This is a genomic window from Pseudomonas sp. JUb42 (genome assembly GCF_024807945.1).
GTDB lineage: Bacteria > Pseudomonadota > Gammaproteobacteria > Pseudomonadales > Pseudomonadaceae > Aquipseudomonas.
In genome coordinates this window covers 293,942-313,290 of record NZ_JANUFD010000002.1, presented here as the reverse complement: position 1 = coordinate 313,290, position 19,349 = coordinate 293,942, and the positions used below count along the sequence as shown (strand labels likewise).

The 19,349-nt window shown below is 60.9% G+C and carries 20 protein-coding genes; 14 read left to right on the top strand and 6 right to left on the bottom strand.

Annotation, left to right across the window (positions count from 1 at the left end; genetic code table 11):
• Positions 1 to 31 precede the first annotated feature (31 nt).
• Genes M2401_RS05205 through M2401_RS05155 form a run of 11 tightly spaced genes read left to right on the top strand, consistent with a single transcriptional unit; the run spans position 32 to position 9,214 of the window.
• A complete protein-coding gene (locus M2401_RS05205; RefSeq protein WP_259100477.1) occupies positions 32 to 1,168 on the top strand; it encodes a phosphoribosyltransferase domain-containing protein in 1,137 nt (378 codons plus the stop codon).
• On the top strand, positions 1,158 to 1,916 hold the full coding sequence (locus M2401_RS05200; protein WP_259100476.1) for a trehalose phosphatase: 759 nt from the start codon (positions 1,158 to 1,160) through the stop codon (positions 1,914 to 1,916). The genes M2401_RS05205 and M2401_RS05200 overlap by 11 nt, the downstream gene beginning before the upstream one ends.
• Entirely contained in the window at positions 1,909 to 3,000 is a 1,092-nt protein-coding gene (locus M2401_RS05195) for a cysteine protease StiP family protein (protein WP_259100475.1), read from the top strand. Before M2401_RS05200 ends, M2401_RS05195 begins: the two co-directional genes overlap by 8 nt.
• Positions 3,000 to 3,947, top strand: a complete 948-nt coding sequence (locus tag M2401_RS05190) for an HpcH/HpaI aldolase/citrate lyase family protein (RefSeq protein ID WP_259100473.1) — start codon at positions 3,000 to 3,002, stop codon at positions 3,945 to 3,947. Before M2401_RS05195 ends, M2401_RS05190 begins: the two co-directional genes overlap by 1 nt.
• A complete protein-coding gene (locus M2401_RS05185; RefSeq protein ID WP_259100471.1) occupies positions 3,944 to 4,699 on the top strand; it encodes an HAD family hydrolase in 756 nt (251 codons plus the stop codon). The genes M2401_RS05190 and M2401_RS05185 overlap by 4 nt, the downstream gene beginning before the upstream one ends.
• Before the next feature lie 2 nt (positions 4,700 to 4,701).
• Positions 4,702 to 5,289, top strand: coding sequence for a TerD family protein (locus M2401_RS05180; protein ID WP_259100468.1), 588 nt, complete (start codon positions 4,702 to 4,704; stop codon positions 5,287 to 5,289).
• Positions 5,286 to 6,452 (top strand): TerD domain-containing protein, encoded by a 1,167-nt coding sequence (locus M2401_RS05175; RefSeq protein WP_259100466.1) that lies wholly within the window; start codon positions 5,286 to 5,288, stop codon positions 6,450 to 6,452. Before M2401_RS05180 ends, M2401_RS05175 begins: the two co-directional genes overlap by 4 nt.
• A gap of 48 nt (positions 6,453 to 6,500) precedes the next feature.
• Positions 6,501 to 6,950: a tellurite resistance TerB family protein gene (locus M2401_RS05170; RefSeq protein WP_259100464.1), complete on the top strand. Its 450-nt coding sequence runs from the start codon at positions 6,501 to 6,503 to the stop codon at positions 6,948 to 6,950.
• 44 nt (positions 6,951 to 6,994) lie between these two features.
• Positions 6,995 to 7,993 (top strand): TerC/Alx family metal homeostasis membrane protein, encoded by a 999-nt coding sequence (locus M2401_RS05165; RefSeq protein WP_259100830.1) that lies wholly within the window; start codon positions 6,995 to 6,997, stop codon positions 7,991 to 7,993.
• A 31-nt stretch (positions 7,994 to 8,024) separates the two neighbouring features.
• Positions 8,025 to 8,600 (top strand): TerD family protein, encoded by a 576-nt coding sequence (locus M2401_RS05160; RefSeq protein WP_259100462.1) that lies wholly within the window; start codon positions 8,025 to 8,027, stop codon positions 8,598 to 8,600.
• A 35-nt stretch (positions 8,601 to 8,635) separates the two neighbouring features.
• Positions 8,636 to 9,214, top strand: coding sequence for a TerD family protein (locus tag M2401_RS05155; protein WP_259100460.1), 579 nt, complete (start codon positions 8,636 to 8,638; stop codon positions 9,212 to 9,214).
• Between the two features lie 185 nt (positions 9,215 to 9,399).
• Here M2401_RS05155 and M2401_RS05150 read toward each other — a convergent pair whose 3' ends face one another.
• The gene (locus tag M2401_RS05150) at positions 9,400 to 10,653 is read right to left on the bottom strand and encodes a VWA domain-containing protein (protein WP_259100458.1); all 1,254 of its coding nucleotides are present in this window, start codon (positions 10,651 to 10,653) and stop codon (positions 9,400 to 9,402) included.
• A gap of 197 nt (positions 10,654 to 10,850) precedes the next feature.
• Positions 10,851 to 11,975: an AIM24 family protein gene (locus tag M2401_RS05145; protein WP_259100456.1), complete on the bottom strand. Its 1,125-nt coding sequence runs from the start codon at positions 11,973 to 11,975 to the stop codon at positions 10,851 to 10,853.
• A 488-nt stretch (positions 11,976 to 12,463) separates the two neighbouring features.
• Between M2401_RS05145 and mqo the strand changes: the two genes are divergently transcribed.
• From mqo to M2401_RS05130, 3 genes are all read left to right on the top strand, one after another.
• Complete coding sequence (mqo, locus tag M2401_RS05140; protein ID WP_259100454.1) at positions 12,464 to 14,116, top strand: malate dehydrogenase (quinone); 1,653 nt, start codon at positions 12,464 to 12,466, stop codon at positions 14,114 to 14,116.
• Positions 14,117 to 14,261: 145 nt separating this feature from the next.
• A complete protein-coding gene (locus M2401_RS05135) occupies positions 14,262 to 14,693 on the top strand; it encodes a universal stress protein (RefSeq protein ID WP_259100452.1) in 432 nt (143 codons plus the stop codon).
• A gap of 76 nt (positions 14,694 to 14,769) precedes the next feature.
• Complete coding sequence (locus M2401_RS05130; protein WP_259100450.1) at positions 14,770 to 15,429, top strand: hypothetical protein; 660 nt, start codon at positions 14,770 to 14,772, stop codon at positions 15,427 to 15,429.
• 1 nt (position 15,430) lies between these two features.
• On the opposite strand, the gene M2401_RS05125 is transcribed toward M2401_RS05130, so the two are convergent.
• The 4 genes from M2401_RS05125 to M2401_RS05110 form a co-directional block, all read right to left on the bottom strand.
• A complete protein-coding gene (locus M2401_RS05125) occupies positions 15,431 to 16,744 on the bottom strand; it encodes an MFS transporter (protein WP_259100829.1) in 1,314 nt (437 codons plus the stop codon).
• 399 nt (positions 16,745 to 17,143) lie between these two features.
• Positions 17,144 to 17,368, bottom strand: a complete 225-nt coding sequence (locus tag M2401_RS05120) for a DUF3077 domain-containing protein (RefSeq protein WP_259100448.1) — start codon at positions 17,366 to 17,368, stop codon at positions 17,144 to 17,146.
• A 365-nt stretch (positions 17,369 to 17,733) separates the two neighbouring features.
• Positions 17,734 to 18,489, bottom strand: a complete 756-nt coding sequence (hutC, locus tag M2401_RS05115) for a histidine utilization repressor (RefSeq protein WP_259100446.1) — start codon at positions 18,487 to 18,489, stop codon at positions 17,734 to 17,736.
• A complete protein-coding gene (locus tag M2401_RS05110; RefSeq protein ID WP_259100827.1) occupies positions 18,486 to 19,286 on the bottom strand; it encodes an amino acid ABC transporter ATP-binding protein in 801 nt (266 codons plus the stop codon). The genes hutC and M2401_RS05110 overlap by 4 nt, the downstream gene beginning before the upstream one ends.
• Positions 19,287 to 19,349: the final 63 nt, after the last annotated feature.

Here is a 19,349-nt window from a genome sequence, read left to right as displayed (position 1 = left end):
GTTACATCACCATCGGCCACAGGGAATCAGTATGGAGCTCACTATCACGAGCCAGAAGTCGACCAAGCTCAGCGTCTCGCTGTTGCGTGGATCGCTTCACGTCGACGTAGATCCATCTTCGATTGCACCCGAAAGCCTGTTTGGCTTTGCAGAGCGGCGTAACCCGAAACGCGCATTTCTTTTTGTATCCCGCGTGCTGGGCAAGCACATTCCGGTCAAACCGACGGTGATGCAGGCCAGCTACGAGAAGCTGGCGGCCAAGATCCCGGACGATCTGCCCGGCCCGGTGCTGATCATCGGCATGGCCGAAACCGCCGTGGGTCTGGGGGCCGGCGTGCATCGCGCTTATAGCGCCACCCGGCCCGACAGCCTGTATATCGTCAGTACCCGCCATCCCGTGGGCGAGCAGATGTTCGCCCGCTTCGAGGAAGAACACAGTCACGCCAGCGCGCACCTGATCCATATGCCGGTGGATCCTGCCATCCGCGAAATGATGCTCAATGCGCGTTCGCTGGTATTGGTCGACGACGAAGCCTCCACCGGCAAGACCTTTATCAACCTGCACCGGGCCCTGGCCGACGCGGGCCTGAGCAAGGTCGAGCGGGTCGTGACCTGCGTGCTGACCGACTGGTCCGCAGGGGCGGTGTCCAGTTCCATTGGCGCGAGTGCCGATCAGGTCTCGCTATTGCGCGGGGCTTATCACTTCATCGAAGATCCGGACGCGCTGCTGCCGGAAATGCCCGAGACCGGCACCGTCGCCGTGGGGGAGTGGCTCATTGATCCGTGCAATGACTGGGGGCGCCTGGGCGTGCGTTCGGTGGCCGACACCCTGGCGCCGGATCTTCAGATCAAGCCGGGCGAGCGGATTATCGTGCTCGGCACCGGCGAGTTCGTCTGGAAGCCGTTTCTCCTCGCCGAACGCCTTGAACGGGCCGGCGCCGACGTGCATTTCAGCTCCACCACCCGCTCGCCCATCGCCATCGGCCATGCGATTCACCATGCGCTGTCCTTTTCGGACAACTATGGCCTGGGCATCGTCAACTTCCTTTATAACGTCGCCCCCGGACAGTTCGACCGGGTGTTGATCTGCAGCGAAACCGATGCCCTGGCGGTACCGACCGCGCTGATCGAAGCACTAAACGCCGAGGTGATCGTCGATGGCCGCTAATCGCCCCCTCGCTTTGGTCGATCTCGACGACACGCTGTTCCAGACCGGCCGCAAAATGCCGGAAGGCAGCCCGCGCCACCCAGCATCGTTCGACGTCAACGGTGGCGTCAGCGGCTATATGAGCGACGTGCAGAAAAGCTTTGTCGAGTGGCTGCTGGCGACCACCGACGTCGTACCCGTTACCGCCCGCAGTGCCGAGGCTTTTGGCCGGGTACACCTGGGCTTCAATCGCGGTGCGGTATGTTCCCACGGTGCGGTGATTCTCAACCCGGACGGCTCGGTGAATGGCGATTGGCACGCGCTGATGGGCGAACGCCTCGAACCCTATCAGCAGCGTCTGCCCGCACTGTGCGCCGATGCCTTGCAGCTCGGCGAAGCGCTGGGTATGTCCCTGCGTGGCTGGGTGGTCGAGGAGGCCGGGCAGCAGCATTACGTGGTGATCAAGCACAACGATGGCAGTGATACCGACCTGCTGCGGGTACTCGAACACATTCGCGGGCGTGGCCTGCTCGGCGGCATGCATGTGCACAGCAACGGCAACAACCTGGCGCTGCTGCCCGATGGCCTGGCCAAGCGCGTTGCCGTTGAGCATCTGCTGGAACTGGATCGCGCCGTCAATGGCACGCGGCCGGTGCTGGGCTTCGGCGACAGCATCACCGACCTGGGCTTCATGGATTTGTGCACGTTCTGGTCGACCCCGGCGCGCAGCCAACTGGCCGCCATGGTCAAGGACGCTCTCCATGGATAACTCACTGGCGCAACTCAATACCGTGGGCAGCGGCAGCTACCTGCCTGCCGATGTGCATTTCCTGCTGCAGCCGGTCGATATGGTCATGACCGACGTGCTTGAAAAAGAGCGGCTGATCCAGAGCAGGCAGAAGCATTACTCCGAGATGATCAGTGAGGAGTCGGCGCCGTCGGCTACCCATATGGCCCTCTATGAGCGGGCCATGACCCAGAACGCTGCGCGCATGGCGGCCGATGTGCAGGCGCTGGCGTTGGCGCTGGATGCTGAATATCGGGGGCCGGGCATTGCTCTGGTGTCGTTCGTGCGCGCCGGGCTGCCCCTGGGCGTGCTGTTGCGTAGGGCCTTGGTCGAGCGCGGCCGCGATGCCCAGCACTACGGCATCAGCATCGTGCGTGATCGCGGTATCGATACGGTCGCCCTGGAATTGATCATTGCCCGTCATGGCGCCGAGAACATCGTCTTCGTCGATGGCTGGACCGGCAAGGGCGCCATCGCCGGGGAAATCCAGCGCAGCCTCGCGGGCGACCTGCGTTTTCCCTCGACACCGCGTCTGGTTGTGCTGGCCGATCCCTGCGGTCGCGCATGGCTTGCGGCATCGTCCGACGACTGGATCATTCCGTCGGGGATTCTCGGCGCTACCGTATCCGGTCTGGTCTCGCGCTCGATCTGGCCTGCCGCAGGCGGCCTGCATGGCTGCGTCATATACAAACACCTGCAGGAGCATGACGTTACCGTCGACTTTATCGAGCGCATTGAGGCGGCGCGCCTGACGGTGGATGTGGCGCCAACCCGACCATGGAACCAAGAACAGGCCCTGGCCCTGCAAGCCTCGGCCTTGAGTGTAGTGGCTGGCCTGGCCGATCGATTCCAGATTGCCAATCTGAATCGGGTGAAGCCGGGCATTGCCGAGGCCACCCGCGCGGTGCTGCGCCGCGTTCCTGACCGGGTACTGGTGCGTGATCGCGCCGACCCGGACGTGCAGTTGCTGATGCACCTGACAGGTCTGGCCGGTATCGACGTGGAAGAGGCCGGTGCTGCACTCGGCCCTTACCGTGCAGTGACCATCATTCGGAGTGTGAGCTGATGAAGCGAATTTCTCCCTACGCCCTGGGCGCGACGCTGTACATGCCCGCCACCCGGGAAGACATCCTCGATATCGTCCTGGGCCAGAAGTTGCCTGAACTGCGCTCGCTGGTGATTTGCCTGGAAGACGCCGTGGCCTTCACCGATGTCGACACGGCCTTGCAGAACCTGCGCGACCTGCTGTTGCGCATCGAAGCAGGGGGCGGGCGTCCGGCCAATGGGCCTCTGGTGTTCGTACGGCCTCGGGATGTCGAGATGGCCGCAGTGCTGAACGACTGGCCGCTGATGTACCTGATCGACGGCTTCGTGGTGCCCAAGTTGACCCTGGCATCGTTGCCCGCCTGGGCCAGCGCGGTGTCGGACCCACGCCTGGCGCTGATGCCGACGCTAGAGACGCGCGAGGTCTTCAGCCCTAACGCCATGGTCGAGCTGGGCCAGGCATTGGCCCAGACCCTGGGCGAGCGAATCATCGCCCTGCGCATCGGCGGCAACGACCTGATGGGCTGCCTGGGCCTGCGCCGCAATCCCAACGTGACGTTGTATCAAACGCCCATGGGCTACGTGATTCCCATGCTGGCCGGGATTCTCGGCGCCCAGGGGTTTGCCCTGACGGCGCCAGTCTTCGAGTCCATCGCTTCACCTGCGCTGTTGCTGGAAGAGCTGGAACTGGACCTTTCCCACGGTCTGGTGGGCAAGACCGCCATCCATCCGGCACAGATCAGCCTGATCCATGAAGTACTTCGCGTCGGCATTGAGGAACTCAATTGCGCCCGGTTGATTCTCAATGAGTCTGCCCCGGCGGTTTTTAAGCACAACGACGCGATGTGCGAGCCAGCCACCCATTTCAATTGGGCGACGAAAATTATCGAACGGGCGCAGTGGCATGGGGTGAAACAAACCGATGTCAGTCTTATGGAACCCATTCGCCTGGCCGAGGTAGGTCGATGACACAAGAAATGCTTGAAGCAGGCCCCGATGGGGCGAAGGTACTGTCGGTGTTCGACTTCGACGGCACCCTGACCACCCGGGACAGCTTCGTCCCGTTCCTCAAGTTTGCCTTCGGCAATCGCGCGTTTGCCTGGCGGATGGTGCGCATGTTGCCCTCCGCCCTACGCTACCTGGGGAAAGGTCTGACACGAGATGAATTAAAAGCGAACTTGATCGCCAACTTCCTTACCGGCATAAAAGTCGATTGGGTCGAGCAGAAAGCCGTGGAGTTCCGCGCACGCTTCTGGTCGCGGCTCATGCGCCCGGCGGGCGTGAAGTCGGTAGCGGGGGAGTTGGCTTCAGGGGCTCAAGTGACCATTTGCTCGGCCTCGCCCAGCCTGGTCCTCAAGCCCTTTGCCGAGCACCTGGGGATCAAGCTGATCGCCACTGAACTGGAGGTGGTCGATGGCTATCTGACCGGGCGCCTTAGCGGCAACAACTGCCGCTGCGAAGCCAAGGTGCTGCGCCTGGAGGCGGTCTACGGCCCCCTCACGCAGTACCGCCTGCGGGCCTGGGGTGACACCCGCGGCGACCACGAACTGCTGGCCGCCGCCCAGGATGCCCACTGGCGGCACTTCCATCCGGCCTGGCAGCGCGGCCGCCTGCGTATCGCCAGGATCGGCAGCCGGGTCAAACCGGGGGAAGCCACGCAGAATTCGGTAACAGGTGTCCCTGGCGTTGGCCAGGGGCCGAATGATCAACAAGGAGCGTAACAATGGCATTGACACTCACCAAGAACCAGACGATTTCCCTGGAGAAAACCGCAGGCAGCAGCCTGAGCAAAATCTCCCTCGGCCTGGGCTGGGACGCCGCAAAAAGCGGTTTCTTCGGCAAACTGATGGGCAACGGTGGCGAAATCGATCTGGATGCATCCTGCATTCTGTTCGACGAACAGCTCAAGCCAGTTGACCTGGTCTGGTTCCGCCAGTTGCAGTCCAAGGACGGCTCGATCCAGCACTCCGGCGACAACCGCACAGGCGAAGGTGATGGCGACGACGAATCCATCGCCGTTGACCTGAGCCGCTTGCCGGCCAGCGTCAAATACCTGGTATTCACCGTCAACAGCTTCACCGGGCAGAACTTCGAGAAAGTCGAGAACGCCTACTGCCGCATTTCCGATACCGCTGCGCGCAAGGAACTGGCCCGTTTCAACCTGTCCGAGAAGGGGGGTCATACTGGTATCGTCATGGCCAGCCTGAGCCGTGGCGCGGGCGGCTGGGACTTCAAGGCCGTCGGTGTGACCACCAATGGCCGTACCGCCGACGATCTGGTCAGCCTGGCGGTCGAGGCCGTGCGCTCATGACCTCCCTGGTACCGGGTGGCAATGCGCCGGTAGCGACCGGTTCATTGCGCGTCGACGTGGCCTACAGCCCGCTTGCAGGGGCCGATATCGACGTTTCCGCGTTTGCCCTGAATGGCGACGGCAAGGTTCGCGGCGATCAGGACATGTGCTTCTACGGCCAGCCCAACGTATTGGGTGGGGCTGTGCAGCTGACCGACGCTGCTGCCGGGCGTGCCACCTTCAGCGTTGACCTGAGCCGCCTCGACGCGGCTGTAGAGCGTGTCGCCCTGACGGCGACGATCCACGAAAACAAAGCCAGTTTTGCCGGTGTCTCGACCCTGAGCATCGCCGTGGCCGGTGATATCGACGCGCAGATTCCTACCAGTGGCATGCAGGAAACAGCGCTGATTCTTGGCGAGTTCTATCGCCGCCAGGGCGCCTGGAAGTTTCGCTGCGTCGGCCAGGGCTTTGCCGGTGGCCTGGAGCCATTGGCCAAGCACTTTGGCGTCGAAATCGCGGCCCCGGCCCCAACGCCGGTCGCCGCGCCGCAGCCTGCACCCGCGCCCGCAGCACCCAAGGCCACGGTCAGCCTGAGCAAGGTCACTCTGGACAAGACCCGTTCCTCCATCAGTCTGGCCAAGACCGCTGCCGGTTTTGGCGAAATCAAGGTCAACCTGAACTGGAACCGGGGCAAGTCCGGCGGTGGCTTCTTCTCCAAGAGCAAGTCCATCGACCTCGACGTCGGTTGCCTGTTCGAGTTGCAGGACGGCTACAAGGGCGCGGTGCAGGCCCTGGGCAATGCCTTTGGCGACCTGAAGAACGAGCCCTACATTCAGTTGATGGGGGACGACCGCACCGGCTCGGTTTCCGACGGTGAGTGGCTGCATATCAACGGCCAGAAATGGAGCGAGATCCGCCGCATCCTGGTCTTTGCCTTCATCTACGACGGTGCGCCGAACTGGCGGGAAACCGACGGTGTGGCAACCATCTTCGTGCCAGGGCAACCGGAAATCGAAGTACGTCTGAACGAGGAGGGCGGGCGTCTGGGAATGTGCGCCATCGCGTTGCTGGAAAACGACAACGGTGCCGTGAAGGTTACCCGCCGGGTCGATTTCCACAAGAGTCATTCGCCCATGGACCAGGCTTACAACTGGGGCATGCGCTGGTCTGCCGGCTCCAAATAAACCGTTGATTTCGCGAGGCAGACCGCCTCGCTTTCCGAGGATTGCATCATGTTGGAATGGCTCAAAACCAATGCCGCAAAGGCGCGTGAAGCGCTCACCACCGAAGTCTCGAAGTTCAAGAATAAGAACTTCATGGAAGCCACTGCTGCGGCCTGCGCGATGATCGCGGCGGCCGACGGTGAAGTCTCTTCGTCCGAGAAAATGAAGATGACCGGTTTCATCAACAATTCGCCTGAGCTCAAGGTGTTCAACCTGAGCGACGTGATCAAGGCGTTCAACGACTCGGTCAGCAAGTTCGAGTTCGACTACCAGATCGGTCAGGCCGAAGCGTTGAAAGTCATCAACAAGATCAAAGGCAACGACGGCGCGGCGCGTCTGTTGGTGCGGGTCGCCTGCGCCATCGGTGCATCCGATGGCAATTTCGACCAGAAAGAAAAGGCGGCCTGCCGCCAGATATGCCTCGAGCTGGGTCTGAACCCGGCTGATTTCGAACTTTAAGGTACTTAGTCTTGGATACGCAGATTGGTTTTCCCCCTCTGACGATGGCGGTTTTCGTCGGGATGGCCGTTGGCGCCATGTTGCTGGATATGATCACGCACCGTGGCGACAAGCCGGTGTCCCTGGCCAAGGCCTCGATCTGGTCGATCTTCTGGATCGCCCTCTCCCTGGCCTTCGCCGGCTTCCTCTACGTCCAGCACGGCCCGGAAGTGGCCAGCCTGTTCGTCACCGGTTATGCCCTGGAAAAGGTCCTGAGCGTCGACAACCTGTTTGTCTTCATGGCCATTTTCGCCTGGTTCAAGGTGCCTGACGGCCTGCGCCACCGCGTGCTGTACTGGGGCATCATCGGCGCCATCGTGTTCCGTGGCGTCTTCGTCGCGATCGGCACTGGACTGCTGGCCTTCGGCCCGTGGGTCGAGGTGATATTCGCCGTTATCGTGGCCTGGACCGCCATCATGATGCTCAGGGCCGGTGGTGATGACGAAGAAGAGGAAGACTATTCCACTCACCTGGCCTACCGCTTCGCCTCCAAGCTGTTCCCGGTCTGGCCGAAGCTGCACGGTAACCAGTTCTTCGTCAGCCGCAAGACCCTGGAAGGTGAAATCACCAAGCCGGAAAACGCCGGCATGAGCCTGGCAGCCAAGGGCGCGATCTTCGCCACTCCGCTGTTCCTGTGTCTGGTGGTCGCCGAAGTCTCGGACGTACTGTTCGCCTTTGACTCGGTCCCCGCCGTCATCGCCGTGAGCCGTGAGCCGCTGATCGTTTACTCGGCCATGCTTTTCGCCATCCTTGGCCTGCGCACCATGTACTTCGTTCTCGAGGCGCTCAAGCGCTACCTGGTCCACCTGGAAAAAGCAGTGATCGCGCTGCTCTTCTTCATCGCCATCAAGCTGGGCCTGAATGCGACTGACCATTTGTTCCACCATGGCTACAGCATCAGCGCCAATACCAGCCTGCTCATTGTCATGGTGGTACTGGTCATTGGCATCGTTGCCAGCCTGATCTTCCCGGCCAAGGAAGACTCAGAGACCGAAGCGAACTGATCCTTAATCACAAGTAAAGGAGTTGTTGAAAATGGCATTGTCTCTTCAGAAAGGTGCAAACCTCTCCCTGTCGAAAACCGACCCGTCCCTGTCCAAGCTGCTGATCGGCCTGGGCTGGGATCCACGGGCGACTGACGGTACCGAGTTCGACCTCGACGCCAGCGCATTCCTGCTGAGCAGCAGCGGCAAGGTGCGCAGCGACGCAGACTTCATCTTCTACAATCAGCTCAAAAGTGCTGACGGCTCCATCGAGCACACCGGTGACAACCGTACCGGTGCCGGCGATGGCGACGATGAACTGCTCAAGGTCGACCTCAGCCGCGTTCCGGCCGATATCGACAAAGTTGTGTTCACCGTGACCATTCACGAAGCCGATGCGCGCAAGCAGAACTTCGGTCAGGTCGGTGGCGCCTTCATTCGCATCGTCAATGAAGTAACCGGTGCCGAGGTCGTGCGTTACGACCTGGCAGAAGATGCGTCCACCGAAACCGCAATGATTTTCGCCGAGCTGTACCGCAATAACGGCGAATGGAAATTCCGCGCGATCGGCCAGGGCTATGCCGGCGGCCTGAAAGCAGTAGCCAACTCGTTTGGCATGAATTTCTAAACACACTTTCCAACCCACGATCAAGGAATAAGACCATGGCTGTAAGTCTGTCCAAAGGCGGCAACGTCTCGCTGTCCAAAGAAGCACCAGGCCTTTCTGAAGTAACTGTCGGCCTGGGCTGGGATGCCCGCGTTACCGACGGTCAGGAATTCGACCTCGATGCTTCGGTGTTCGTTGTTGGTGAAAGCGGCAAGGTCCTCGACGATGCCAGCTTCATTTTCTACAACAACAAAAAATCCGCTGACGGTTCCATCGAGCACCTGGGCGACAACCGTTCGGGCGCTGGCGACGGCGACGACGAGCAGGTCAACGTTAAGCTGACCGGCCTCGCTCCCCTGGTGAAGAAGCTGGTATTTGCTGTCACCATCCACGATGCCGAAGGCCGCAAGCAGAGCTTCGGTCAGGTCGGCAACGCCTACATCCGTGTGGTGAACAAGGCTGACGGTAAGGAACTGGCGCGCTACGACCTCAGCGAAGACGCCTCCACCGAAACCGCGATGATCTTCGGCGAGCTGTATCGCAACGGCGAAGAGTTCAAGTTCAAGGCCATCGGCCAAGGCTTTGCCGGCGGCCTGAAGCCATTGGCTGAAGCCCATGGTGTGGCAATCGGCTAAACCCGAGCTGCGACGAAAAAGCCCCTGCATGTCAGGGGCTTTTTTATTGCTGTTGGCAGCTGATTCAGCGCCTGCGAATTGTGGGAGCGAATTCATTCGCGAAGGCGGTAGTGAATTCACCGGCCTCTTCGCGAATGAATTCGCTCCCACAGGTTTTACCCATCCAAGCGTCGTGGGTGATCGTCCTAGAAGATAATTCCCTTGGCCCTGGCCTCCTTGAGCCATCCCGGAAACTCCGCCATCAGCTTGTCATACAGCGCTTCTTCGCTGATGTCGTGCAGGTCGTCGAGGGCAAAAAATCCACAGTTATCGACCACCCGGCCCTCCATGGTGTCGAGCTTTTCCAGGATGCCGTAGCTGTTGCCGCCGATGCCGACGAACTGCCAGAACACCGGCAGCTGTGCCGCTTCGACGATCAGTTTGGTAATGGCCCTGTTTTCGTGAACCCCACCGTCGCTGATGAACATCACGTACACCGGCGTGCGATCGCCTGACTGCTTGTAGTAGTCGATGACCTGGCGAATGACCTTGGGCTCGTCGTTGATCCGTTGGCCGACGCTCCAGTTGCGCCAGCCGCCGTCCTCGGTGTTGATGTAGTCCTGATGGTTGCCCAGGGATACCGCCGACAACTGGCAGGACTTGGCACCGAAGGCCCAGCAATCGAGTTCGCCATCGTCATCGAAATGCACAGCCATGGGCAACAGGCGATTCACCACCTCCTGCACCCTGCCACGGGAATACTGGCCGTTCATGGAGCCGGAGGCGTCCAGCACCAGGGCGACGCGGGCCTTGACGTTCGCCAGCTGATTTTTTTCCAGACTGACCTGGGCTTTCTTGGCCAGGCTGACCAGATGTGGGGCGGCTGCGGCGATTTTCTTTTCCAGGGAAATCTTTACCGGGGCAGGGGCTGCTACAGGCGCGGCTTCAGCGACTTCGCCGCCAAAGTGCCGGACCAGCGCGTCGAGGCCTTCGTTGAAGCCTTGCAGGTTGGCCTGCACGCGCCAGACGCCGTCCTTGCGATAGATATCGGTGACCATGATGGCTTTCTCGCCAGCAAAGTCCTGACCGCGGAACTCACAGGTCGCCAATTCGCTGCCGTTGGCGCCTTTGATCGCAAAGCGGCTGGCCGTCAGGTCCTTCATCGCGCCGTTGCCATCAATCGAGGCGGTAAATACCAGGCGCTCAATGGTCTTGGGCAAGGTCGCCAGATTCAGCCCGAACTCGCCGCCGTTGCTCAGGCGCACGCTGTTGCAGGGGCTGGTGGGCTGGTTGAAAAAGACCATGTATCGATCATCGGACAGCTTGCCGGCGGCATCGACGCCAAAGCACACGTAGTCGATCACATGGGGCGAATTCAGGGTGATGGCGAGGGTGAAGCTCAACTGGTCGCCCGGAAGGATGCTCGACAGAGGCAACCTTTGTCCTTGGGTAATCTGCATGGGTCGTCCTTTTGGTTGTTTTGAGACTCAGTCTTATGGGCCGAATTGTGGGAGCGAATTCATTCGCGAAGACTGTAGTTCAGACGCTGAAGATGGATTGATGCACCGTCCTCTTCGCGAATAAATTCGCTCCCACAAGGAGCTTCATATCACAAGGTTAAGTTGTGTCTGATGAGAGCCCATGCGCTGGCGTATGTTCAGTTACGCCCGCCAATAATGTCCCCCAGCCCGCCCAGCACCGAGCCCTCACCCTGACGCTGTCCGCCACCCTGCGGCGCGGCGGCCAGCATCCGGCCGGCCAGGCGCGAGAAGGGCAGGCTCTGCAGCCACACGGTGCCCGGCCCGGTCACGGTGGCGAAGAACACGCCTTCGCCGCCGAACAGCATGCTTTTGAGGCCGCCGGCCTTGCGGATATCGAAATCCACCTCGGCCGTCATCGCCGCGAGGCAGCCGGTGTCGACATCAAGGCGCTCGCCCGGAGCCAGGTTGATCTTGCGGATGGTGCCGCCCATATGCACGAAGACCAATCCGTCACCCTCGAGTTTTTGCAGGATGAAGCCTTCGCCGCCAAACAGGCCGGTGAGGATTTTGCGCTGAAAGTGCATACCGATGGACACGCCCTTGGACCCGGCCAGGAAGCTGTCTTTCTGGCAGATCAGCTTGCCGTTGTAGTCACTCAGGTGCAGGGGCAGGATGGTGCCGGAGAACGGCGCGGCGAAAGCGACTATGCCTTTGCCCGGCGCCTGTTGGGTGAACACCGTGGTGAACAGGCTTTCACCGGTGACCAGGCGCTTGCCTGCGCTCATCAGCTTGCCCATGAAGCCTGACGCGCTGGCGCTGCCGTCGCCGAAAATGGTCTCCATCTCGACATCCGAGGTCTTGTACATCATTGCCCCGGCCTCGGCGATGGCGCTTTCGCCCTGATCCAACTCCACCTCGACGAATTGGGTTTCCATGCCGTGGATCTTGAAGTCGAGACCCTCGGTCCATTGACCGGAGCCAAAACCGCTCGACGCGACATCACTGCTGGCCCTTACCGCTGGCGCAGCAGAGGGCACTGGCGGTGCTGCAGGAAGATTGGCCGCGCCAGCGGGCGGGGCGCCGGGCTTGGGATAGATCATTGATTGCGGCGGCGTGGGCAGCGGCGTGACGCCATCCTTTTTCATCGGCCGAATCTCGCTGTTCTCGTAGATCGGCTGCCAGTCGGCCATGCCCGGCCGCCAGCACCAGCCACCCGGATTCTCCCTGGCGGCGAGCCTGGCTTTCTCCAGATCCAGTGAATTGAGTACGGTGTTGCCAGCAACGATGGTCCAGACAGACATGTTTCAACTCCATGCAATTGCCTTTCGAACCGGCGCAAGGCGTCGGGTTCGCAAGGATCGGCTATTTCTCTGCTTCAGCACCTTATCACCGCAACCTTTGACGGGAAGTGTAGAAGCACCCCGTTCGTTCGTCTTTACAGGGGACACAGCCGACAACACGGCAAATCCGCTCCCATATCCGGTCATCGAAGGGTTGCTGAAAGCTTTCTGCTGTAGTTTCCGTTTCCGCGGCGGGTTCTATACACTCCACGGCCGCACTCGTGCGGGATAGAACGATGTAGTGTCACTCAAGCAGCTGAAGCCAATGATTAATAAGAAGTCAGCGCAGGGGAACATCACCGTGAGGTCAAAAAACCCCAATCGGCCTTGTATGTCCATCCTCTGGTCCACGCTGGCGTGGGAGATGTGTCGACGGTAGCGATTACCGGCAGCACGGTTCCTGCTCCTGCTGATGGCGGGCGGATGGCGATTTATCATATGGAACAAGCATGTTTAAAACAGTGAACACGGCCCTGCTGGGCCTGGCGATGTCGATGGCGCTTACGCCGTCGCAGGCTGCCGAAACCAAGAAAGTCGATGTGCTGCTGATCGGCGGCGGGATCATGAGCGCCACCCTGGGCGTCTGGCTCAATGAACTGGAACCGGGCTGGACCATGGAAATGGTCGAGCGCCTCGACGCTGTCGCCGAAGAAAGCTCCAACGGCTGGAACAACGCCGGTACGGGTCACTCGGCCCTGGCCGAGTCCAACTACACCCCTTACGGTAAAGACGGCAAGATCGAAATCGCCAAGGCGATCGAGATCAACGAGGCCTTCCAGGTCACTCGTCAGTTCCTGTCCTGGCAGGTCCGCTCGGGCGTGTTGAAGAACCCGCATTCCTTCATCAATTCCACTCCGCACATGAGCTTCATGTGGGGCGACGATAACGTCAAGTTCCTCAAAGAGCGTTACGAGGCACTGCAGCGCAGCCCATTGTTCGCTGGCATGCAGTACAGCGAAGATCAGGCGCAGATCAAGCAGTGGGTTCCGCTGATGATGGAAGGGCGTGATCCCAACCAGAAAATCGCCGCGACCTGGACACCGCTCGGCACCGACGCGAACTGGGGTGAAGTCACTCGCCAGTACGTTGCCGCCCTGCAGACCAAGCCTAACTTCACCCTGAAGTTGTCGAGCGAAGTCGAAGAGATCACCCGCAACAAAGACGGCGGCTGGCACGTCGAATACAAAAACCTGAAAGACGGCACCACCCACGGCACTGACGCGAAATTCGTGTTCGTCGGCGCTGGCGGCGGCGCGTTGAAGCTGCTGCAGAAATCCGACATCCCTGAAGCCCGCGAATACGCAGGCTTCCCGGTCGGTGGCTCGTTCCTGGTGACCGATAATCAGGACATCGCCATGCAACACATGGCCAAGGCTTACGGTATCGCGTCGACCGGCGCTCCGCCCATGTCCGTACCGCACCTGGACACTCGCGTGCTGGACGGCAAGCGCATGATCCTGTTCGGGCCATTCGCGACGTTCTCCACCAAGTTCCTCAAGCAAGGCTCTTACCTTGACCTGCTGTCGACCACCACGACCCATAACGTGTGGCCGATGACTCAGGTAGGCGTTGAGCAGTACCCGCTGATCGAGTACCTGGCAGGTCAGTTGATGATGTCGGATGACGACCGCTTCAATGCGCTGAAAGAGTACTTCCCCCACGCCAAGAAAGAAGACTGGCGCTTGTGGCAGGCCGGTCAGCGCGTGCAGATCATCAAGCGTGATCCTGAGAAAGGCGGTGTGTTGAAGCTGGGTACCGAGGTTGTGTACTCCGAAGACCGCACTATCGCGGGTCTGCTGGGTGCCTCCCCAGGTGCTTCGACCGCGCCACCGATCATGATCGATGTGCTGGAGAAGGTCTTCAAGAAAGAAGTCGCGACGCCTGCCTGGCAGGAGAAGATGCGCCAGATCGTGCCGAGCTACGGTACCAAGCTCAATGGCTCGCCCGCACGCGTTCAGCAAGAGTGGGACTACACCGCTGACGTCCTGCTGCTGAGCAAGCCTCCGGTGATCGACGCGGCGGCCTACCCGGCTGCCGGTGCAGCTCCGGCCGCACCCGTCAAGAAAGCTGAAAGCAACCCAGCGGCCGACATGGCGCTGTAAGTTGTAACGCCAACGCTGGGGCTTCATGCCCGGCGTTGGTGTATTGGCTATACCCCTCGATAAATCCCCGCTTCAATTGATCCCGGTCAAGTTCACCGCTCGTCAGCGTCCTATGTTGACTCCATAGCCCTTATGGAGAAACGACATGCGCAAAGTCCTGATTGCCTACGACGGTTCCGAAGCCTCGAAACGTGCCTTGCAGTACGTCATCGACTTCACCGGCTGCCTGGCTCGCCCATTGGAAGTCCATGTGGTCAACGTGCAGAACGGCCCGGTGATCTATGGCGACTACATTACCGGCAACCTCATCGAGCAGATCAACGATGGCCTGCTGGCAACGGCGCAGCGTGCTCTCGATGAAGCCGGGGCGCTTCTGAAAGCGGCCAATGTCAGCTATGAATTGCACCCGGCCATTGGCAACGTGCCGGAGCAGATCGAGTCGGCGATACGCCAGTTGAGCTGCGATACCGTGGTCATGGGCACCCGTGGCCTGGGCAGTATCGGCGGCTTGCTGCTGGGCTCGGTGGCCAACCGAGTGATTCACGATGTCTCGGTGCCGGTGGTGCTGATCAAGTAATCCTGAGACAGCCGGGGTTTTTCATTGGTAGCATTGGGCTATTAGCGATATTCGATCGCTCAGGAAGCCCGCATTCATGCTCAATAAACTGATCCCGGCGCTCATCGTCAGTGTGAGCGCGCTGTTCAGCGCGCCTGCTGCCCAGGCGGCCGACATTCTGTTCCAGAACTATGCCTATGACGCGCCCTACGACAGCTTCAAGTCGGTCAAAGGCTATTACGACTGCTCCGAGCAGATGGGCATCAAGGCCCTGTGCCTGGATAACGTCGAGTTCGTCGGCCACAGATTCAGCGCGGCCCTGACCTTTATCAGCGACAAGCTGAACATGGTGTCGCTGATCAGCATCTTCGACAAGGACCTCTACGCCCACACCCTCGACGAGCTGGGCAAGAGCTACCGGCTTTCGGCACTGAGCGATGCCAGCAACCAGCTGGACATGTTCAAGCTGGCCGCCTCGACCTCGGGCGCGGTGTATGCGAGCAAATTCAAGGAGTTTGAAGACACTGCAATCAAGTCGGGCTCATTGACCTACAGCTTTGTCGACATTGACCTGGCCACCGCCGACAAGAAAAAAAGCTACCGCGACATGGACGCCTTCTTTGCCGATGCCCCGGCCAATTTCCGCGCCGTAGAACTGCTGGTGATTGGCCTGACCAAGGAAACGCCGCTGCTGATCCGCTTCTCCTTCCCCAAGCTCGATGCCAACAAGGCCATCGAGATCCTCAAGAAACGCTGACTCAGACCACCGGTTTGGTCAGCAGGCGCAGGCCGCTGGCCACACTGCCCACAGCGGCGAAACAGGCGCCGATGCTCAGGGCCAGTACTGGCCCGTGCTCGCCGGAAATGCCAAAGCTCAAGGCCACCAGTGCAGCCCCGGTGGCCTGGCCGATCAACCGCGCCGTGGCCACCGTGCCGCTGGCGCCGCTGGCGCGATGGCGCGGGGCGCTGGTCATGATGGCTTTCTGATTGGGCGCCTGGAAAAAACCGAAGCCCAGGCCGCAGAAAATCGTGCGAATGCAGATTTCCAGGGCGCTGGGGTCGGCCGGCATCAGTGCCAGAGAGACCATGCCGCCACTGAGCATCGCCAGGCCGATCCCGGCCAGCAGACCGGCGGGATAACGGTCGGACAAACGCCCGGCCACCGGCGCGATCAGGGCCACTACTACTGACCAGGGGGTCATCAGGAAGCCGGTCTGTACCGGGTCGCGACCCAGTACGGTTTCAAAGAAAAACGGCAACGACACGAATGCCAGGCCCTGGGTGGCGAAGGAGCAGAACGCGGTGAGGGCGGAGAGGGCAAACATCGGCCGCTTCAACAGATCCAGCGGGAACATCGGCGCCGGATGGCCAACCTCGCGACGCAGCATCAGTGCGCCTGCGACGAGAAACACCGCCATGGCAATCAGCACGCTGCTCAGGGAGCCCAGTTGCGCGGCCTGACTGAGGCCGAAGATCAGCGCGCCAAAGGTGATGACATTGAGCACCGCCGTCAGTCGGTCAAAGGTCAGGGTGCCGGGTTTGGTCACGGGCAGCGAATTCCAGCCGAAGACCAGGGCGAACAGGCCGATGGGCAGGTTGATCGCAAACAGCCAGGGCCAGTTGGCCACCGACAGCACCAACGAGGCGATAGTCGGCCCGGCGGCGAAGGACGTGCCGACCACCAGAGCATTCATGCCCAGGCCACGGCCAAGGCGTTCGTGGGAAAAGATCGAGCTGATCAGTGCCGCGTTCACGCTCATGATGGCGCTGGCGCCGATGCCTTGCAGTACGCGGGCGATGGTCAGGGTCGGCAGCGACCAGGCCAGGGTACACAGCAGCGACGAGACCACGAACAGCATCAGGCCGCCGAGATAGACCTTACGATGTCCGACAACGCCACCTAAAGCGGCGAAGGGCAACAGGGTTGCGACCGCCGCCAGTTGATAGGCGTTGATCACCCAGACCGACGCCGCCGGGGACGAATTCAAATCCGCAGCGATGGCCGGCAGCGCCGTGTTGGCGATGGCGGTATCCAGGGTGGCGAGGGCAATGGACAACAGAATTGCGACCATCCCGCGAAATTCGCGTGGGGTCAGTTTCTGCGAGGCGACAGGGGTATGTGAGGCGGGTTGAGCCATGGCCGACAACACTCCGGGGCATGTAACGCGGGCAGTGGCCTGCAAACGCAGGCGGCAGAGCGATCGTGCCGGTTCGAGTGGGGTGATGCAATCATATTTCCCATTACGGCGAGCAGTGCGGGATTTTTGGTCGGTCCTATGGGGTTTTTTGATCGTTGGCGCGAGGCCTGCCCGCGAACGCGTATTTTCAGCCTCAGAGAATGCGGTGGATGTACCGCCCTCTTCGCGGGCAAGCCTCGCTCCCACGGGATCTGTGTCGGGTCCTGTAGGACCGGCTTTAGCCGGGAGGACACCCTCGCGGCTAAAGTTGCTCCTACGTGCGTTCGCGGTGATTCAGATGCTGCGCGTCACCCCCTCAACCCGGCTCAATAACCGATCCACCTTGCCCCGCGCTTCACCGATCAGGTGCACGCCGCTGAAGGCCAGGTCGCGGTGGGGGCCGTTGAGGCTGTCGCCGCTTTCATAGACGGTGGCTGAGGCGTAGCGCATCAGGTCGGAGATTTCCAGCAGCTCTTTTTCAATTTCGGCCAGGGTTGGCGCTGTTTTGTCGATGGTCATTATATTTTTCCAATGGTGAGGCCACCGGAAACTCGCTGCTAATCGAATCGGGGGTGGCGGCTTTGTCGCGGGTTAGCAGACCGGTGGAAAACATACAAAAGACCGGCGCACCCGAGGATGCCCCACGCAAAGCCGCCATAAAGGCGGTACTTGCGCTGTATGTTGTTAACCAAGCGAGCTGCTAAACCCGATCACTGAGTTTCAGCGACCGGCGCAGACTAGAGAGGTCATTTGAGCAGCGCAATACGCTCGGGATTGTCTCGGAAACTTCACGCAGCAGAAAGAGAAAGGTCCTGCGAAAACCGGCCTTTTCGTGACCTCAAGTAACGGCTGGCAGCTCAGTTGATGGGTTTTTGTGGGAGCAGTCAGCTATCGCGATGCGCCCCGGTCACCGGCAAACGACTGCCCAACCGATAGCGTGAGGAGGGGTGCAGCAGACGTACGTAGGTCACCACTTTGCCGCTGTTCCAGGTGCGGCGCAGCAGGACCAGGCAGGGTTCGTTGCTGTCGATCTGCATCTGTCGGCTTTCGTCGCCATTGGGGTGGCTGGCTTCGACGATATGTTCCATTTCATCCGGGCGGATGACTTGCAGCAGGTACTTGGCGGCCTGCAGCCGGTCGCCGAACGACTGGCTGAGAAAGTCCGGGACCAGTTCCGGATTGACGTAACGGTCTTCCAGTTGCACCGGCACGTCTTCTTCGTAATGCACGCACAGCAGATGAAACACCGAAGCGCCGGTGGGCAGGGCCAGGGCGGCGGCGATGGACATGGACGCCGACTCGCGGCCCAGGTGCAGCACCTGACAGTTGTAGCGATGGCCCCGGGCGAGGATTTCATCGGCAATATTGGTGATACGCAGCAGGTTGGACTGCGGCTTGCTCGCGGCAACAAAAGTGCCGACCCCGGCTACCCGCACCAGCTGGCCTTCGTCAGTCAGCTCGCGCAGGGCGCGGTTGACGGTCATGCGCGACATGCCCAATTCCTGCACCAGGCGGTTTTCCGAGGGGATCAGGTCCCCCGGCTTCCATTCGCCACGGCCCAGCTTGTCCTGCACAAAGTCCTTGGCGCGCCGGTACAGGGCTTGCGGGGCAGGTTTGTTCAGGCCGGGCGGGCTGCTCATGTCAGGCTTGCCTCGGGGGCGTCGGTCCAGAACGCATTGCGGTCCAGATAGTTCTGCAGGAACTGCTGCAAGCGCGGGTGCTCGTTGTTATGGAAGATCGCCTGCGGCGTGCCACGGGCGACGATCTGGCCCTGATCGAGAAACACCACCGAGTCGGCGACCTGGGCGGCAAAGCCCATTTCGTGGGTGACCACGACCATGGTCATGCCTTCTTTGGCCAGGGTCTTCATGACCTGCAGCACTTCGCCGACCAATTCCGGGTCCAGCGCCGAGGTGGGTTCGTCGAACAGCATGATGTGCGGTTCCATGGCCAGGGCGCGGGCAATGGCCACACGCTGTTGCTGGCCGCCGGACATCTGCGCCGGGTAGGACGCCGCCTTGTGCGCCAGGCCGACCTTGTCCAGCATCGCCATGCCCTTGGCCGTAGCGTCGGCGGCGGACAGCTTGCGCACCCGGCGCAGGGCCTCGCAGACGTTGCCCAGGGCGGTCATGTGCGGCCACAGGTTGAACTGCTGGAAGACCATGCCGATATTGCGCCGCACCTGGTTGATCCGCGACTGCGGCGCGCGCTTGCGGCCTTTGCCGGCTTGCGCCAGCCAGCCCAGCAGTTGGCCTTCGATAAGGATTTCGCCTTCGTCGTACTCTTCGAGAAAGGCCATGCTGCGCAGCAGGGTGGATTTGCCCGAGCCGGACGGGCCGATCAAGCACATGACTTCGCCCGGATGCACCTCAAGGTCGATGCCCTTGAGCACGCGCACGGTGCCGAAGCTTTTACCGACCTTGTTCAGCGTCAGCATGGGCGCACGGTCAGCGGGAAGTTGCTCGCCAGTTTTCATCGCTTCACCTTGTTGCACGGCGGC

Bases quoted from the DNA above. Each gene is read 5' to 3' on its own strand.
- M2401_RS05205 (WP_259100477.1), top strand. From the start codon at position 32: ATGGAGCTCACTATCACGAGCCAGAAGTCGACCAAGCTCAGCGTCTCG.
- M2401_RS05200 (WP_259100476.1), top strand. From the start codon at position 1,158: ATGGCCGCTAATCGCCCCCTCGCTTTGGTCGATCTCGACGACACGCTG.
- M2401_RS05195 (WP_259100475.1), top strand. From the start codon at position 1,909: ATGGATAACTCACTGGCGCAACTCAATACCGTGGGCAGCGGCAGCTAC.
- M2401_RS05190 (WP_259100473.1), top strand. From the start codon at position 3,000: ATGAAGCGAATTTCTCCCTACGCCCTGGGCGCGACGCTGTACATGCCC.
- M2401_RS05185 (WP_259100471.1), top strand. From the start codon at position 3,944: ATGACACAAGAAATGCTTGAAGCAGGCCCCGATGGGGCGAAGGTACTG.
- M2401_RS05180 (WP_259100468.1), top strand. From the start codon at position 4,702: ATGGCATTGACACTCACCAAGAACCAGACGATTTCCCTGGAGAAAACC.
- M2401_RS05175 (WP_259100466.1), top strand. From the start codon at position 5,286: ATGACCTCCCTGGTACCGGGTGGCAATGCGCCGGTAGCGACCGGTTCA.
- M2401_RS05170 (WP_259100464.1), top strand. From the start codon at position 6,501: ATGTTGGAATGGCTCAAAACCAATGCCGCAAAGGCGCGTGAAGCGCTC.
- M2401_RS05165 (WP_259100830.1), top strand. From the start codon at position 6,995: ATGGCGGTTTTCGTCGGGATGGCCGTTGGCGCCATGTTGCTGGATATG.
- M2401_RS05160 (WP_259100462.1), top strand. From the start codon at position 8,025: ATGGCATTGTCTCTTCAGAAAGGTGCAAACCTCTCCCTGTCGAAAACC.
- M2401_RS05155 (WP_259100460.1), top strand. From the start codon at position 8,636: ATGGCTGTAAGTCTGTCCAAAGGCGGCAACGTCTCGCTGTCCAAAGAA.
- M2401_RS05150 (WP_259100458.1), bottom strand. From the start codon at position 10,653: ATGCAGATTACCCAAGGACAAAGGTTGCCTCTGTCGAGCATCCTTCCG.
- M2401_RS05145 (WP_259100456.1), bottom strand. From the start codon at position 11,975: ATGTCTGTCTGGACCATCGTTGCTGGCAACACCGTACTCAATTCACTG.
- mqo (WP_259100454.1), top strand. From the start codon at position 12,464: ATGTTTAAAACAGTGAACACGGCCCTGCTGGGCCTGGCGATGTCGATG.
- M2401_RS05135 (WP_259100452.1), top strand. From the start codon at position 14,262: ATGCGCAAAGTCCTGATTGCCTACGACGGTTCCGAAGCCTCGAAACGT.
- M2401_RS05130 (WP_259100450.1), top strand. From the start codon at position 14,770: ATGCTCAATAAACTGATCCCGGCGCTCATCGTCAGTGTGAGCGCGCTG.
- M2401_RS05125 (WP_259100829.1), bottom strand. From the start codon at position 16,744: ATGGTCGCAATTCTGTTGTCCATTGCCCTCGCCACCCTGGATACCGCC.
- M2401_RS05120 (WP_259100448.1), bottom strand. From the start codon at position 17,368: ATGACCATCGACAAAACAGCGCCAACCCTGGCCGAAATTGAAAAAGAG.
- hutC (WP_259100446.1), bottom strand. From the start codon at position 18,489: ATGAGCAGCCCGCCCGGCCTGAACAAACCTGCCCCGCAAGCCCTGTAC.
- M2401_RS05110 (WP_259100827.1), bottom strand. From the start codon at position 19,286: ATGCTGACGCTGAACAAGGTCGGTAAAAGCTTCGGCACCGTGCGCGTG.